This window comes from Aquabacterium sp. (assembly GCF_016195855.1).
Classification (GTDB): Bacteria; Pseudomonadota; Gammaproteobacteria; order Burkholderiales; family Burkholderiaceae_C; genus Aquabacterium.
The window spans coordinates 1-13,688 of record NZ_JACPYU010000001.1; the positions used below are offsets into that span (position 1 = coordinate 1).

General features: G+C 66.6%; 12 protein-coding genes. 3 read left to right on the forward strand and 9 right to left on the reverse strand.

Annotated elements, in window-relative coordinates:
- Positions 1 to 1,007 (forward strand): methyl-accepting chemotaxis protein (locus HY019_RS00005; RefSeq protein ID WP_290687344.1); only part of this gene is annotated, 1,007 nt, incomplete at its 5' end.
- A 33-nt stretch (positions 1,008 to 1,040) separates the two neighbouring features.
- Here the strand turns inward: HY019_RS00005 and HY019_RS00010 are convergent.
- Positions 1,041 to 2,126, reverse strand: a complete 1,086-nt coding sequence (locus HY019_RS00010; protein WP_290687345.1) for a homocysteine S-methyltransferase family protein — start codon at positions 2,124 to 2,126, stop codon at positions 1,041 to 1,043.
- A gap of 54 nt (positions 2,127 to 2,180) precedes the next feature.
- Here HY019_RS00010 and HY019_RS00015 point away from each other — a divergent pair, with 54 nt between their 5' ends.
- Positions 2,181 to 3,044 carry an ion transporter gene (locus HY019_RS00015; RefSeq protein WP_290687346.1) on the forward strand — a complete coding sequence of 288 codons (864 nt, stop codon included), beginning with the start codon at positions 2,181 to 2,183 and terminating at the stop codon, positions 3,042 to 3,044.
- 4 nt (positions 3,045 to 3,048) lie between these two features.
- Positions 3,049 to 4,785: a cation:proton antiporter gene (locus tag HY019_RS00020; protein ID WP_290687347.1), complete on the forward strand. Its 1,737-nt coding sequence runs from the start codon at positions 3,049 to 3,051 to the stop codon at positions 4,783 to 4,785.
- On the opposite strand, the gene HY019_RS00025 is transcribed toward HY019_RS00020, so the two are convergent.
- From HY019_RS00025 to HY019_RS00060, 8 genes are all read right to left on the reverse strand, one after another.
- Positions 4,758 to 6,299: a bifunctional diguanylate cyclase/phosphodiesterase gene (locus tag HY019_RS00025; RefSeq protein ID WP_290687348.1), complete on the reverse strand. Its 1,542-nt coding sequence runs from the start codon at positions 6,297 to 6,299 to the stop codon at positions 4,758 to 4,760. The two genes, HY019_RS00020 and HY019_RS00025, sit on opposite strands and share 28 nt — an antisense overlap.
- Complete coding sequence (locus HY019_RS00030) at positions 6,296 to 8,461, reverse strand: EAL domain-containing protein (protein ID WP_290687350.1); 2,166 nt, start codon at positions 8,459 to 8,461, stop codon at positions 6,296 to 6,298. The genes HY019_RS00025 and HY019_RS00030 overlap by 4 nt, the downstream gene beginning before the upstream one ends.
- A 137-nt stretch (positions 8,462 to 8,598) precedes the next feature.
- The gene (locus HY019_RS00035; protein WP_290687351.1) at positions 8,599 to 8,880 is read right to left on the reverse strand and encodes a DUF3567 domain-containing protein; all 282 of its coding nucleotides are present in this window, start codon (positions 8,878 to 8,880) and stop codon (positions 8,599 to 8,601) included.
- A 428-nt stretch (positions 8,881 to 9,308) separates the two neighbouring features.
- Positions 9,309 to 9,770: a nuclear transport factor 2 family protein gene (locus HY019_RS00040; RefSeq protein ID WP_290687353.1), complete on the reverse strand. Its 462-nt coding sequence runs from the start codon at positions 9,768 to 9,770 to the stop codon at positions 9,309 to 9,311.
- 16 nt (positions 9,771 to 9,786) lie between these two features.
- Positions 9,787 to 10,566 carry an SDR family NAD(P)-dependent oxidoreductase gene (locus HY019_RS00045; RefSeq protein ID WP_290687354.1) on the reverse strand — a complete coding sequence of 260 codons (780 nt, stop codon included), beginning with the start codon at positions 10,564 to 10,566 and terminating at the stop codon, positions 9,787 to 9,789.
- A gap of 21 nt (positions 10,567 to 10,587) precedes the next feature.
- Complete coding sequence (locus tag HY019_RS00050) at positions 10,588 to 11,133, reverse strand: DUF3833 domain-containing protein (protein ID WP_290687356.1); 546 nt, start codon at positions 11,131 to 11,133, stop codon at positions 10,588 to 10,590.
- A gap of 13 nt (positions 11,134 to 11,146) precedes the next feature.
- Positions 11,147 to 12,409 (reverse strand): MFS transporter, encoded by a 1,263-nt coding sequence (locus tag HY019_RS00055; RefSeq protein ID WP_290687358.1) that lies wholly within the window; start codon positions 12,407 to 12,409, stop codon positions 11,147 to 11,149.
- A 23-nt stretch (positions 12,410 to 12,432) separates the two neighbouring features.
- Positions 12,433 to 13,683, reverse strand: coding sequence for a cyclopropane-fatty-acyl-phospholipid synthase family protein (locus HY019_RS00060; protein WP_290687360.1), 1,251 nt, complete (start codon positions 13,681 to 13,683; stop codon positions 12,433 to 12,435).
- Positions 13,684 to 13,688: the final 5 nt, after the last annotated feature.

Here is a 13,688-nt window from a genome sequence, read left to right on the forward strand (position 1 = left end):
AAACCCGTGTGTACGGCCTGTGTGGCCTGTTCGCGCTGTGCTTGCTGGGCCTGTATGCTCAATGGCCGGGCGTGCCACCCCAGGCCCTGCTGGGCGTGGGGCTGGGCTCGGCCTTGTACCTGGGCCACCTGATGCACACCGCCCTCTTCCGGCCGCTGGAGCAGGCTGTGCGCGTCTGCCAGCGGGTGGCCGCCGGTGACGTGCGCCTGCAGCGCATCGACAACTGGCGCAACGAGACTGGCCGCCTGATGCACGCCGTGCACACCATGACGGGCAACGTGGCCAGCATCGTGGCCGATGTGCACCAGGCGTCGGCCTCGCTGTCCCAGGCCGCATCGGAAGTGGCCCGGACCGCGCAGAACCTGAGCGCCTCCACCGCCGAGCAGACACAAGGCGTGGCGACCACCAGCAGCTCGATCGAGCAGATCCGTGCCGCCATCGAGCACAACGCCGCCAATGCGCAAGAGACCGACGCCGTCGCGGCGCAGTCATCGGCCGATGCAGCGCAGGGCGGTGAAGCCGTCAAGGACACGGTGGACGCGATGAAGCGCATCGCCAGCACGATCGGCATCATCGACGACATCGCCTACCGCACCAACCTGCTGGCGCTCAACGCCGCGCTGGAAGCGGCCCGGGCGGGCGAGCATGGCAAGGGCTTCGGGGTGGTGGCCGATGAGGTCCGCAAACTGGCCGAACGCGCGCAAGAAGCCGCCCTGGAAATTGGCCAGGTGGCCGACACCAGCGTGGGCCTGGCCGAAAACGCCGGCAAGCTGCTGAGCGACATCGTGCCGGCCATCCAGCAAACGTCCACCCTGGTCCAGGAGATCGCGGCCAGCTCGGCCGAGCAGTCGCAAGGCGTGACGCAGCTCAACACGGTCATCGTGCGGCTGCATGAGATCGCCGGGCAGAACAACGCCACCTCGCAAGAGCTGGCCAGCACGGCCGACACCATGCACAACCAGTCCGCCCAGCTGGAAAGCCTGCTGGGCTTCTTCAAGGCTGCCTGAGGCCGGGTCGTCGGCCGCCAAGCCTTCAGACGGTCAGGCCGCCTGCAGGCCGCTCAAAAAGCCCGTGTTGCCTTCATGCAGGCAGCGCGGCTTGTAGGCGCTCACGCGCTTGGCAATCGCCGCGATGTGATCGGGCGTGGTGCCGCAGCAGCCACCGGCAATGTTGAGGAAGCCGGCCTTGGCAAACTCCTCGACCAGGCCGCCGGTGATCTCGGGCGTTTCGTCAAAGCCCGTGTCGCTCATCGGGTTGGGCAGGCCGGCGTTGGGGTAGCAGCTCACGAAGGTGTCGCCCGCGATCTTGGACAGCTCCTCGATGTAGGGCCGCATCAGCGTGGCACCCAGGGCGCAGTTCAGGCCGATGGCCAGCGGGTGGGCGTGGCGCACCGAGTGCCAGAAGGCGCTCACGGTCTGGCCTGAGAGGATGCGGCCCGAGGCGTCCGTCACCGTGCCGGAGATGATGATGGGCAGGCGCTCGCCGGTGTCTTCAAACAGCTGGTCCACCGCGAAGATGGCGGCCTTGGCGTTGAGGGTGTCGAAGATGGTTTCGATCAGGATGACGTCGGCGCCGCCCTCCAGCAAGGCCTTGGCCTGCTCGTAGTAGGCCGTGCGCAGGGTGTCGAAATCAACATTGCGGGCACCGGGGTCGTTCACGTCCGGGCTGATGCTGGCCGTCTTGGGGGTCGGGCCGATGGCGCCGGCCACGAAGCGGGGCTTGTCCGGCGTGCTGTACTTGTCGCAGGCGGCGCGGGCCAGCCGGGCGGCGGCCACGTTCATCTCGTAGGCCAGCTCGGGCAGGTCGTAGTCGTCCTGGGCCACGGTGGTGGCGCCGAAGGTATTGGTCTCGATCAGGTCGGCCCCGGCCTTGAGGTAGTTCTCGTGGATCTCGCTGATCACCTCGGGCTTGGTCAGCTGCAGCAGCTCGTTGTTGCCCTTGAGGTCCTTGCCGTGCTCGGCAAAGCGCGTGCCCCGGTAGTCGGCCTCGCCCAGCTTGTAGCGCTGGATCATGGTGCCCATGGCGCCGTCCAGCACCACGATGCGCTGGCGCATGATCTCTGGCAGCTGGGCTGCGCGGGTGTAGGGGCGGCGGGCGACGGGCGCGAGGTTGGCGGCGGTGTTCATCCCGCCATTTTAAGGACTTGCCGAGACCATGCCGACCTGACGTATAACCACCCTATGCACAAGGACCCCCTGGACAAACCCTTGAGTGGCTGGCGCCTGCGCCTGTACACCATCATTTTCGAGGCCGACACCCGCGAGGGGCGGGCCTTCGACAAGACCCTGATCGCCCTGATCCTGCTGAGCGTGGGCGTGGTCACCGTGGACAGCGTGGCCAGCATCCAGGCGCGCTGGGGGCTGGCCTTCGACGCGCTGGAATGGGTCTTCACCGGCCTGTTCACGCTGGAGTACCTGCTGCGCCTGCTGTGCGTGCGCCGCCCGCTGGCCTATGCCCTGAGTTTTTTCGGGCTGATCGACCTGCTGTCCATCCTGCCCACCTACTTCGCCTTGCTGATGCCCGAGGCCAGCGCCCTCATGGACGTGCGCATCCTGCGCCTGCTGCGCATCTTCCGGATCCTCAAGCTGGGCAGCTATGTGGCCGAGTACACCGCCCTGGCCGTGGCGCTGCGGGCCAGCCGCCGCAAGATCATGGTCTTCCTGACCTTCGTGATGATGGTGGTGCTCATCATGGGCACGGTCATGTACGTGGTCGAGGGCTCGGCCAACGGCTTCACCAGCATCCCGACATCGATGTACTGGGCGGTGACCACCATGACCACGGTGGGCTTTGGCGACATCACCCCCAAGACCGACTTTGGCCGGCTCATTTCGGCGCTGATGATGCTGCTGGGCTGGAGCGTGCTGGCCGTGCCCACCGGCATCGTGACGGCCGAGATGGCCGCGCAGCGCGGGAGCCCCGCCAAGCGCCCCACCACCCGCACCTGCCAGCGCTGCCTGACCGAGGGCCACACGGCCGAAGCGCAGTTCTGCTGGCACTGCGGTGCCGCCCTGCCCCCTTACCAATACGACCAGGACCTGTGAGCCCATGCCCCATGACGTCAGCCTGATCTCGACCATTGCCACCGGCTTCGGCCTGGCGCTGGTCATGGGCCTCATCGCCACGCGCCTGCGCATGCCACCGCTCGTGGGCTACCTGATGGCCGGTGTGGTGATCGGGCCGACCACACCTGGTTTCGTGGCCGACGTCCACTTGGCCTCGCAGCTGGCCGAGATCGGCGTGATGCTGCTGATGTTCGGCGTGGGCCTGCACTTTTCGGTGGCTGACCTGCTGGCCGTGCGGCGCATCGCCATCCCCGGTGCCATCGTGCAGATCCTGGTGGCCGTCGCCCTGGGTGCCTTCACGGCCCACGCCTGGGGCTGGCCTTGGGGCGGCGCGCTGGTGTTCGGCCTGTGCCTGTCGGTGGCCAGCACCGTGGTGCTGCTGCGGGCGCTGGAGGCACGCGGCCTGATCGACTCGGTCAATGGGCGCATCGCCGTGGGCTGGCTGGTGGTGGAAGACCTGGTCATGGTGCTGGTGCTGGTGCTGCTGCCCGCCTTTGCCGCCATGATGCAAACGGGCACGGTGGTGGGCTCGGCAACGGGCGCAGCCGCGGCCGCACCGCAATCCCCGGCCCTGTGGCTGACCATCGCGCTCACGCTGGCCAAGGTCATGGGCTTTGTGGCCACCATGCTGCTGGTGGGGCGCAAGGTCTTCCCCAAGGTCTTGTGGTGGGTGGCCAGCTCGGGCTCGCGCGAGCTGTTCACCTTGTGCGTGGTCGCCACCGCCGTGGGCGTGGCCTTTGGCGCGGCCAAGCTGTTCGATGTGTCCTTTGCGCTGGGTGCCTTCTTTGCCGGCATGATGATGCAGGCTTCGCAGTTCAGCCACCGCGCCGCTGACGAGTCCCTGCCCTTGCGCGACGCCTTTGCCGTGCTGTTCTTCGTGTCGGTGGGCATGCTGTTTGACCCCTCCGTGCTGTGGCACGCCCCGGGCAAGCTGTTGCTGACCGTGACCATCATCCTGGTGGGCAAGACGCTGGCCGCCGTGGCCCTGGTGCTGCTGTTTCGCTACCCGCTCAACACGGCGCTCACGGTGGGCGCCAGCCTGGCTCAGATCGGCGAGTTCTCCTTCATCCTGGCCGGGCTGGGCGTGTCCCTGGGCCTGCTGCAAAAGGAGGGGCAGGACCTGATCCTGGCCGGGGCGTTGGTGTCGATCGCGGTCAACAGCGCGCTCTTTGGCTCGCTGGAGCCCGCGCTGAACTGGATCCGCGAACGCTCGGCGCTGGCGCGCCGCCTGGAAGCGCGTGATGACCCGCTGGCCCAGCTGCCCACCACGGTGGACCCGGCCCGCCTGACCGGCCAGGTGGTGATCGTCGGCTACGGCGTCATCGGCAAGCAGATTGCCCAGCGCCTGCAGGCCGAGCACGTGCACTTCGTGGTGGCCGAAGAAAACCGCGACACGGTCGACAAGCTGCGCCAGACCCATGTGGCCGCCGTGACCGGCGACCTGCGCGACCCGGCCACCCTGATCCAGGCCCACATCGCCCGCGCGGCGGCCCTGGTCATCACCACCCCCGACAGCCTGCTGATCCGGCAACTGGTGGACATGACCCGCGAACTCAATGCGTCCGCGAGCATCCTGGTGCATGCGGCCAGCGAAGAAGAGGCTCGCCTGCTGCGTCAGGACCTGGGCATTGAGGCCTTCGTGCTGGAACACGAGCTGGCGCAGGGCATGAGCCGACAGGTGCTGAACGCGCTTCAGCCCTCGTCTTCAGGCTCGTCCTGATCGCTGCCCTGGTTGAACAGCGAGGCACGAAAGCTCGCCCGCCTGGCTGGCACCTCGTCGCCGGCCACCCACAGGCGCAGGTTCGCCGCCGGCATGGGCCTGGCAAACAGATAGCCTTGCATCTGGTCGCAGCCCCAGCGCATCAGCAGGCCCTGCTGGGCCTCGGTTTCCACGCCCTCGGCCACCACCTGCAGGCCCAGGGCATGGGCCAGCTTGATGACCGCCCGCGCGATGGCCCGGGCATCGTCTTCCTTGTCGATGTTCTGCACGAAACTGCGGTCGATCTTCAATTGGCGCACCGGCAGCTTGCGCAGCTCACTGAGGCTGGAGTAGCCGGTGCCAAAGTCATCGATGGACAGCTGCACGCCGATCTGCGTGAGCTGCTCGAAGAGGCGCAGCGAGGCTTTGGCATCCTCCATCGCGGCGGACTCGGTCACCTCGAAAGTGATGAGCTCGGGCGGCACCTCATGGATGCTCAGGGCGGCCTGGATCAGCTCCACCAGATCGGGCTGGCGCAACTGGTGCACCGAGAGGTTGATGGCCACGTGCAGGCGCACGCCTTCATCCAGCCACGCGCGCACCTGGCGGCAGGCTTCATCGGTCACCCATTCGCCCAATGCGGCGATGAGGCCAAAGCGCTCGGCAATCGGGATGAAATCGGCCGGGCTCAGCATGCCGCGGTCGGGGTGCTGCCAGCGCACCAGGGCTTCAACGCCGGTGATCTGGCCGGTGCGCCCGTCGATCTGGGGCTGGTAGTGCAAGGCCAGGCCGGTATGCGTTTCAATGGCGCTGCGTAGCTCGCGGTGCAGGTCAAAAGTGCGTTCGGCATCGTGGTCCATGCGCGCTTCATAGAAGCAATGCATGTTGCCGCCGGCCCGCTTGGCCGCCATCATCGCGGCGTCGGCGCGGGCAATCAGTTTGGCGCGCGGGCCGTGCTCGGGGTAGAGCACGATGCCGATCGAGCATGACAGGCGCACGTCCTTGCCATCGATCTGATAGGGCTGCTGCAGCTTGTGCCAAACCCGATCGGCCACCAGGGCAGCCGAGGCGCTGTCCGGGTCACCATCGAGCAGCATCAGGAACTCGTCGCCGCCCATGCGGGCCACGGTGTCGGTGGCGCGGCCCATGCTGGACAGGCGCTGCCCGACCTCGCGCAGCAAGGTGTCGCCACAGGCATGGCCAAAGGCCTCGTTGAAAGGCCGAAAGCCGTCCAGGTCGATGTAGAGCAAGGCCAGGCGGCGCTTGCGGGCTTCGGCCCGCATGGCGGCAGCGGCCAGCTGGTCTTCCAGCAAGAGCCGCGTGGCCAGGCCGGTGACCGGGTCCTGCACATCGGGCGTCAAGCGCGTGGGGATCTCTACCGGTGGCGGTGCACGGGTGGTGCCCTGCTCGTCGGCCTCGCGGTCGCGCTCGCGGGAGGCCAGCCAGGCCCGCAGCACCGACATCAGCACGGCCACACCCAGCAGCGCCAGCAGCATCCACCACCAGGGTGACACGGAGGTCTGCACGGCGCTCATGATGAACGGGCCAGCTCCTGTTCCCCCCAGACGCGCCAATCCTCTTCTTCGTGACCTGCGTGCACCGGCACAGGTGCCGCGTTCTGCACCTGGACGCCATGCTGCACCAACCAGGCCAGCAAGGCCGCCTCAGGCATGGGGACGGCATACAGGAAGCCTTGCAACTCATCGCATTGCAAGCGGGTCAGGATCAAGGCCTGCTCAGGCGTCTCGACCCCTTCTGCCACCACCTCCAGGCCCAGGGCATGGGCCAGGCGCACCACGGCCTCCACGATGGCCTGCGCATCCAGGCTCGCAGCCAGGTCGTTCACGAAGCTGCGGTCGATCTTGAGCTGGCGGGCCGGCAGGCGGCGCAGGTAGCTCAGGCTGGAGTAGCCGGTGCCGAAGTCGTCGATGGACAGGCGCACCCCGATGGTGTCCAGCATGTCGAACACGCGCAGCGAGGCCTCGATATCGTCCATGGCAGTGGACTCGGTGATCTCCATGATCAGCATGCGGGCGGGCACCCTATGGCGCTTGAGCGCATCGCGCACACGCAGCTCCAGATCGGGTTGCCGCAGCTGGTGCGCCGAGAGGTTGATGGCCACGGGCACGTTGAGGCCCGCATCGTGCCAGATGCGGATGTGCCGGCAGGCCTCGTTGAGCACCCACAAGCCCAGCTCGCCGATCAGGCCGAATCGCTCGGCCACGGGGATGAAGTCCACCGGGCTGACCATGCCGCGTTGCGGATGCGTCCAGCGCAGCAAGGCCTCCACGCCGGCCAGGGTCTTGTCTTGCGCGTGCAGCTTGGGCTGGAAGTACAGCGTCAACTCGTTGCGGGCAATGGCGTGGCGCAGATCGCGCTGCATCTCGATCTGCTCCGCGCCGGTGCGGTCCATGCCGCGCTCATACAGGCAGTGCGCACCACCACCGGCCTTGCGGGCCGTCAACATGGCATCCAGCGAATGGCCCAGCAACTGGTCCACATTGTTGCTGGCGGGGAAGCTGGCGATGCCGATGGAAGCACTGAGCACCACATCCTGGTCACGGATCAGGCAGGGCTCGTGGATGGCCTCGCCCAGGCGCTGCGCCAGCTGGGCCATCACGTGCTCGTCAGACAGGTCCTTGCACAGCAGGAGGTACTCATCGGTGTCCGACCTGGCCAGCACGTCACCCTCGCGCACCAGGCCTTGCAGGCGCCCGGCCAGATGCCGCACGATGGCGTCGCCCATGTCATGGCCGTAACTTTCCACGTGGGACTTGAAGCCATCCAGGCTGAGCCGGAACACGCACAACGACTTCACCTCGCTACCCTGGTCTTCCAGCAAAGCGCGCAGGTGTTTCTCGAAGCCCTGGCGGTTGAACAAGCCGGTGGACGGGTCCTGCTGAGCGGCCTCCTCCAGCGCCGCCTGCGCTTGCTGCAGCGAGGCCTTCAAGGCGGCCTGGCCACGCATGGCACGGTCGTCCAGCACGGTGCCCAGGTGCACCACGGCCAGCAGCAGGAAGACGGGGGCCGTCAGCAAGAGTTGCAGGTAGTCGCCCGACATCTGATCGCCGCTGACGCTGACCGCGCCCACCGGCACGTTCACAGCGGCAATCAACAGCATCTGCCCGGCACGGAACAGGATGGCCACCAGAGCGGCCACGGCCAGCGTTCGCGCATGCCGCAAGGAGCCCTCCAGCGCCCAGCGAACGAGCACCGAGCCGGCCGCACTGGCCAGCAGCAACACGCCAACGGCGGCCCCGACATAGCGGGGGTCCCATTGCACAGAGGGTTTGAGCACCACGGACGAGACCATGATGAAGTTCAGCAGGCAGACGGCCGCACTGACCATCAGCCCGCCCATCACCCGCATGTGCATGGCCAGCCTGGGCTGGCAATACATGCGGATGGAGCCCGCGCCCAGCACCACGGCGGGCAACCAGGCCGCCAGCACGATGGCGCGGACATAGCCCAACTGCAAGGGCAGCTTCAAGGCAATCAGGCCCAGCAGGCCTTCGGCCCAGATGGCCGTGCCAACGCTCAGGGCGCCGCCCAGCAACCAGGTGAAGGCGGTATCCCGGTCATGGGCGCGCACGCGGCGCACCACCAGGCTTTGCAAATAAAGGGCATACACGCCGATCGCGGAGGCTGCCAGCAGCAGCACCGCGTCGTAATGCGGCTCCATCCATTGTTGTGACATGCGCATTTCCCCATAAAGGCCCTCCTTGCAGGGGGACCTCGCGCCAGACCCGATCAATCACTTCTTGACGTGATCGGTTTTCGACGCGTGAGGGGGTGCACTTGAGCCGTTTCAGGCGCGCAAATCAAACAAATTGTTCAATGCATCACGACCGGCTGCTGCGCCATGCCGGCAAAGCGTTCCAGGTAGGCATCGAACTCCTCGACGCTGGGCGAGGTCTCGATCAGGGCTTCGACGCCTTCCTTGAAGGATTCGGCCAGGGCCCCTTCGATGAAGAGTTCCTTGCGGGCAAACTTGTCCACGATTTCGTAGCCGCCCCGCTTGAGGCTGGCTGACGGGTCAACCGACAGCAGGATTTCCGTGGCCGGCAGCTCGATCTGGACGACCGCATAGCTGTCCGAGTTGTAAAGCATGTGCATGAACTACTCCGTGGTCCTTCAGGCTTGCCTTGTAGATAAGGCCCATTCCTTGGTCCTCAAGGCCATCATGACTTGTCCATCGGTGCCGTCATCCCCCAACTTGAGGGTTGGCCAGGCCATCAGGTGCCCTCACGTGCCTTTGTGCACAAGCACCCCCCTATTTAAGTGGGCGCCAGGTGCGCAAGCCCCCATCCCTCCTGGGGACTTGGCTTGGCCCATGCAGGCGCCCTGCCGTTTATCCCCCCACGGAGGGATATGGATCGTGTCGGTTCCATCTACATTTTTGAATCGTGCTGTCACACGGTTCCAGGGAGAGGGAAAACACGCGGTTCGCGCCGGCTGGCGACGGGCCCCTTCACAAAATCACAGGGTTGCGCAGCCCCGCCTTCGTGGCGGGGTTTTTTTTGCCTGGCGCGTCCTCACCCTGTTCAGCTCATCACCCGCCGCTTGAGCCAGCGCAGCAGGGTGCCGAGCACGGGCAGCTTTTCGTACAGCTCCTCGGCCGCGTCCCAATAGTCGCGGTGCTCGATCACCAGGCCCTGGGCGTCGAACTGCAGGCGCGTGGCGCCGTGGATGGTCTGCCAGTTCGGCTGGCCCTTGAAGCGGAAGCGGAAATCCCAGGTGAGGAAGGCCTGCTGCCCTTGCGCCATGCGCTCCTTGACCACGAAATGCGGCAAGTCCAGCGTCTGGAACATGTGCTGGAAGATGGCATCGATGGCCAGCAGGCCCTGCACCTCGTTGAACGGGTCCTTGAAACGGGCTTCGCGGGCGTAGAGGCGGGCCAGCTCGGACAGGTCTTCTTCCTTGAGGTTCTCGAAAAACGCCACGATGAGCGGCATGGCCTGGTGGGCCACGTCGGTGCGGCTGGAAGGCATGGGGGTGACGCTCATGGGGTGCTCCTTCAACTCATTGGCCGGTGACCCGGCGCACGGCAGGGAAGTACAGGGCATGCGGCAGGTGGCGCAGCAGCTTGAGCCACAGGGTGAAGCGCCGCGGGAAATGGATCTCGAACGCGCCCGCCTCCCAGCCCGAGATCATCTCGTGAGCGGCCTGCTCGGGCGTCAGCAAGGCCGGCATGCTGAAGTCATTGTGCGCCGTCATGGGCGTAGCCACAAAGCCCGGGTTGATGACCGACACGCCGATGCCTTGCGGGCTCAGGTCCAGGTAGAGCGTCTCGGCCAGGCTGTTGAGCGCCGCTTTGGTGGGCCCGTAGGCCAGCGCCTTGGGCAAGCCCCGGAAACCCGCCACGCTGGCCACCAGGCTGAGGTGCCCGCCGCCTTGCTGCAGCAGGGTCGGCAGCACCGCGTCCAGCACGTAGAGCGCCCCGTCGTAGTTGATGTGCTGGTGGCGCATGGCCTCGGTCAGATCGAAGTCCTGCGCGCGCATGGGCTTGTAGTGCCCGGCGCAGTACACCACCATGTCGAGCCGGCCTTGGCGTGCCAGCGCCAGCACGCGCTCGCCGGCCAGCTTGACCGATGCGGCGTCCACCACATCCAGCACCACGGCTTCGCTGCCCGGGTGTTGCACCACGAAGGCCCGCAGGGCCGCCTCGTTGCGCGCCGAGACGATGACCTGGGCACCCAGGGCATGCAGCCGCGAGGCCGTCGCGCGGCCGATGCCGGTGGACGCACCGATCAGCCAGACCGTGCGGCCGGCCCAGTGGGTGATGGGGGGGTTGAGGGACATGGGGTAGGCTCGGCTAGGGTGTCAGGGCTTGCTGAAACTCAGGGTGACCTCACCCAGGGTGAAGCCGAACTTGCTCATCACGGCCTTGTTGAGCATGGTGCGGTTGTCCATGAGGTACATCCAGTCGTTGAACTGCACCTCGTAGGTCTTGCCGTCCACGGGCAGGCTGAGCGTGTAGTGCCAGTTCAGGGCGTTGCCGGCGACTTCGCCCAGGGCTTCGCCCACCACGTCGTCGGCCTGGCCGCGCCAGCGCCCCTGGCCCAGGTCGGTGAGGCGCCACACGCGACGCTGCTTGCTGCCATCGCTGTAGGTGAAGTCTTCTTCGAGCACACCGTTCTGGCCCTGCCAGCGGCCCACCATCTGCACGGTGAAGCGCTTGACCACGCGCCCGGACCGATCCGTGAAGATGCCGTGTGCGGTCAGCGGGCCATTGAAGTACTCACGCAGGTTCAGCGTGGGTTGCTCGCGGGCGTAGTCCGCGGGCATGGGTGCGCCGGCACAGCCGGCCAGCGTGATCGCCAGCAAGGCCGTGGCGGCAGCAGCAAGGTGGAAGCGTCGTTGCGCCATGATCAGTTCGTCCTCATGCGGCCAGGTTGCGCCAGCGCCAGCACCAGGCCAGCGACAGCAGTTTGAACAGACAGGGCAAGGCGCCATAGACCAGCGTGAGCGACAGCAAGGCCTGCGCATCACGCGCGCCGGGTGCATAGCCCAGCCAGTGCAAGGCCGGTAAGGCCAGGCCGGCGGCCAGGGCCAGGTTGAGTTTGGTAGCCCATTGCCACCAGCCCGCATACATGCCTTCAGCCTGGTCCGCATGCCCGGCCCGCTGCACCACGCCGGTCAACAAGGTACCGGGGGCGGTGAGGTCGGCCCCCAGGGCCCAGCCGCTGCACACGCAGATCAGCAGGTAGGCCGGCGCATCGCCCGCACCCAGCATCAGCACGCCGGCAAAGCTCAGCACGCTCAAGGCCATGCCCAGTGACCAGGCCCGCATGGGGCCCAGGCGGGTAATGAGGCGAACCCAGAAAGGCACGCTCAAGGCGGCCATCAGGAAGTAAACGCCCAGGAAGGCGGCAGTCCATGTGTGGGCCTGCAGGCGATCCTGGATGAAGAACAGCACCAGCGTGGCCGGGATGGCACTGGCCACGCCGTTGAGCAGGAACAGGCTCAACAGCTTGCGGAAGGCCGGGCCCTGCCAGGGCAAGCCCAGCTCGCGCAGGCTCAGGCGCGCCGGTGGTGCCAACTCCGCGTCAACGGCGGTGGGCCGTGGCCCTTGCACCAGGCTGCCCACGCCGATCAACAAAGTCAAGAGCAAGACCAGGGCCGTCCACCCCAGCCCGGCTTGAACGGCCAGCACATTGGCCAGCACCACGCCCAGCAGGCCGAAGCCTTCACGCCAGGCCACCAGGCGCGCGCGTTGGGCCACGTTGCCGCCCAGCCGGCTACCCCAGGCCAGGTAGAGCACACTGCCCAGGCTGTAGGCCGCAAAGGTCAATACCATGGTGGCAGCACACCACCACAACAAGGCACCCTGCCCGCTGGTCTGCGGGAAGAACAGGGCAGCAAAACCCAGCGACAACACAACCGCCATCGCCCACATGGCCACGGCCGCGTGCCTGGGCTGGTGCAACAGGCGATCAGCCCAGCGCCCGATCAAAGGGTCAACCAGGGCATCGGCCAGCCTGGCCCCAAGCAGCACGGCGCCCAGCAGGCCCAAGGGCACGCCCAGGGTCTGGCCATAGTGCGCTGGCAACACCACGTACAAGGGCATGGCCACGAAGGCCAGTGGCAAACCCAGCAAGCCATAGCGCGCACACGCAGCGTGGGGCAGGACGGCTTGGCTCATGGTGGTGCAGGCTCGCAGAAGGCTCAGCCCGGCTTGCGCAAGGTGTACTGAACCACGTTGGTGTTGCCCATGTCGAAGGCGGCTTCGCAGTAGGCCAGGTAGAACTCCCAGATGCGCTGAAAGCGCTCATCAAAGCCCAGGCCTTGCACCTGCTGGATGTGGCGGTGGAAATCGGCACGCCAGCGGCGCAGGGTCTCGGCGTAATCAGGCCCGAAGGCCATGGCCTTGACGACTTCCAGGCCGGCACGCTGCGCTTCTTCACGGAAGGCCTTGTCGCTGGGCAGCAGGCCACCGGGGAAGATGTACTGCTGGATGAAGTCGGTGGACTTCACATAGCGCTCGAACAGATCATCGTGGATGGTGATGGTCTGCAGGCAGGCCTTGCCACCCGGCTTGAGGCAGCGCCTGAGGGTCTCGAAGTAGCCTGCCCAGTACTCGCGGCCCACAGCCTCGAACATCTCGATGGACACGATGGCATCAAAGGGTGCCTCGCGGATGTCGCGGTAATCCTGCAGGCGCAGATCGGCCTGGCCCGACAGGCCCGCCTTGGCCATGCGCTCCGTGGCCCACGCCAGTTGCTCGGTGGACAAGGTCACGCCCGTGACGTGCGCGCCGTGCTCGGCAGCGGCGATCTCGGCCAGGCCGCCCCAGCCGCAGCCGATCTCCAGCACACGCTGGCCCGGTGCCTCCGCGGTCACGCCGGCTTCGTTCAGCGCACGCTTGACCTTGGCCCGTTGCGCCTCCACCATGGGCTTGCTGTGGTCGCCTTCAAACCAGGCGCTGGAGTAGCTCATGGTTGAGTCCAGCCAGAGCCGGTAGAAGGCATTGCCCAGGTCATAGTGGGCCTGGATGTTCTTGCGGCTGTTGGCCTTGGAGTTGTGGTTGAGCAGGTGGCGAACACGGTAGAGCAAGCGCCCCCACCAATTGCCATAGATCGCATCGTCGATCTGCTGGCGGTTGGCAATGAAGAGCTTGAGCAAGGCCGTCAGGTCCGAGGTGGACCAGTCGCCGTTGATGTAGCCCTCGGAAAAGCCGATGTCCCCCGACTTCATCGCCGCCGCGCACACACGCCAGTTGTGCAGGTGCAGCGTGGCACGGGGCGCGTGGCCACCCGCATCGGGCGCCTGGCCAAAGCGCGCGGTGCTGCCGTCGGGGTATTGCACATCCAGCGAGCCGATCTGCAGCCGCTGCAACAGGCGCAAGGCCAGGCGGGCGGCCGCCGGTGCCTGCTGGGGCAGGTGCAAGCCAGTGGAAGATGATGATGAGATCGTCATGCGGT

Coding starts and splice junctions, on each gene's coding strand:
- HY019_RS00045 (WP_290687354.1), bottom strand. CDS start 10,566: ATGTCCCTCAACCCCCCCATCACCCACTGGGCCGGCCGCACGGTCTGG.
- HY019_RS00055 (WP_290687358.1), bottom strand. CDS start 12,409: ATGAGCCAAGCCGTCCTGCCCCACGCTGCGTGTGCGCGCTATGGCTTG.
- HY019_RS00015 (WP_290687346.1), top strand. CDS start 2,181: ATGCACAAGGACCCCCTGGACAAACCCTTGAGTGGCTGGCGCCTGCGC.
- HY019_RS00025 (WP_290687348.1), bottom strand. CDS start 6,299: ATGAGCGCCGTGCAGACCTCCGTGTCACCCTGGTGGTGGATGCTGCTG.
- HY019_RS00060 (WP_290687360.1), bottom strand. CDS start 13,683: ATGACGATCTCATCATCATCTTCCACTGGCTTGCACCTGCCCCAGCAG.
- HY019_RS00010 (WP_290687345.1), bottom strand. CDS start 2,126: ATGAACACCGCCGCCAACCTCGCGCCCGTCGCCCGCCGCCCCTACACC.
- HY019_RS00030 (WP_290687350.1), bottom strand. CDS start 8,461: ATGTCACAACAATGGATGGAGCCGCATTACGACGCGGTGCTGCTGCTG.
- HY019_RS00040 (WP_290687353.1), bottom strand. CDS start 9,770: ATGAGCGTCACCCCCATGCCTTCCAGCCGCACCGACGTGGCCCACCAG.
- HY019_RS00020 (WP_290687347.1), top strand. CDS start 3,049: ATGCCCCATGACGTCAGCCTGATCTCGACCATTGCCACCGGCTTCGGC.
- HY019_RS00050 (WP_290687356.1), bottom strand. CDS start 11,133: ATGGCGCAACGACGCTTCCACCTTGCTGCTGCCGCCACGGCCTTGCTG.
- HY019_RS00035 (WP_290687351.1), bottom strand. CDS start 8,880: ATGCACATGCTTTACAACTCGGACAGCTATGCGGTCGTCCAGATCGAG.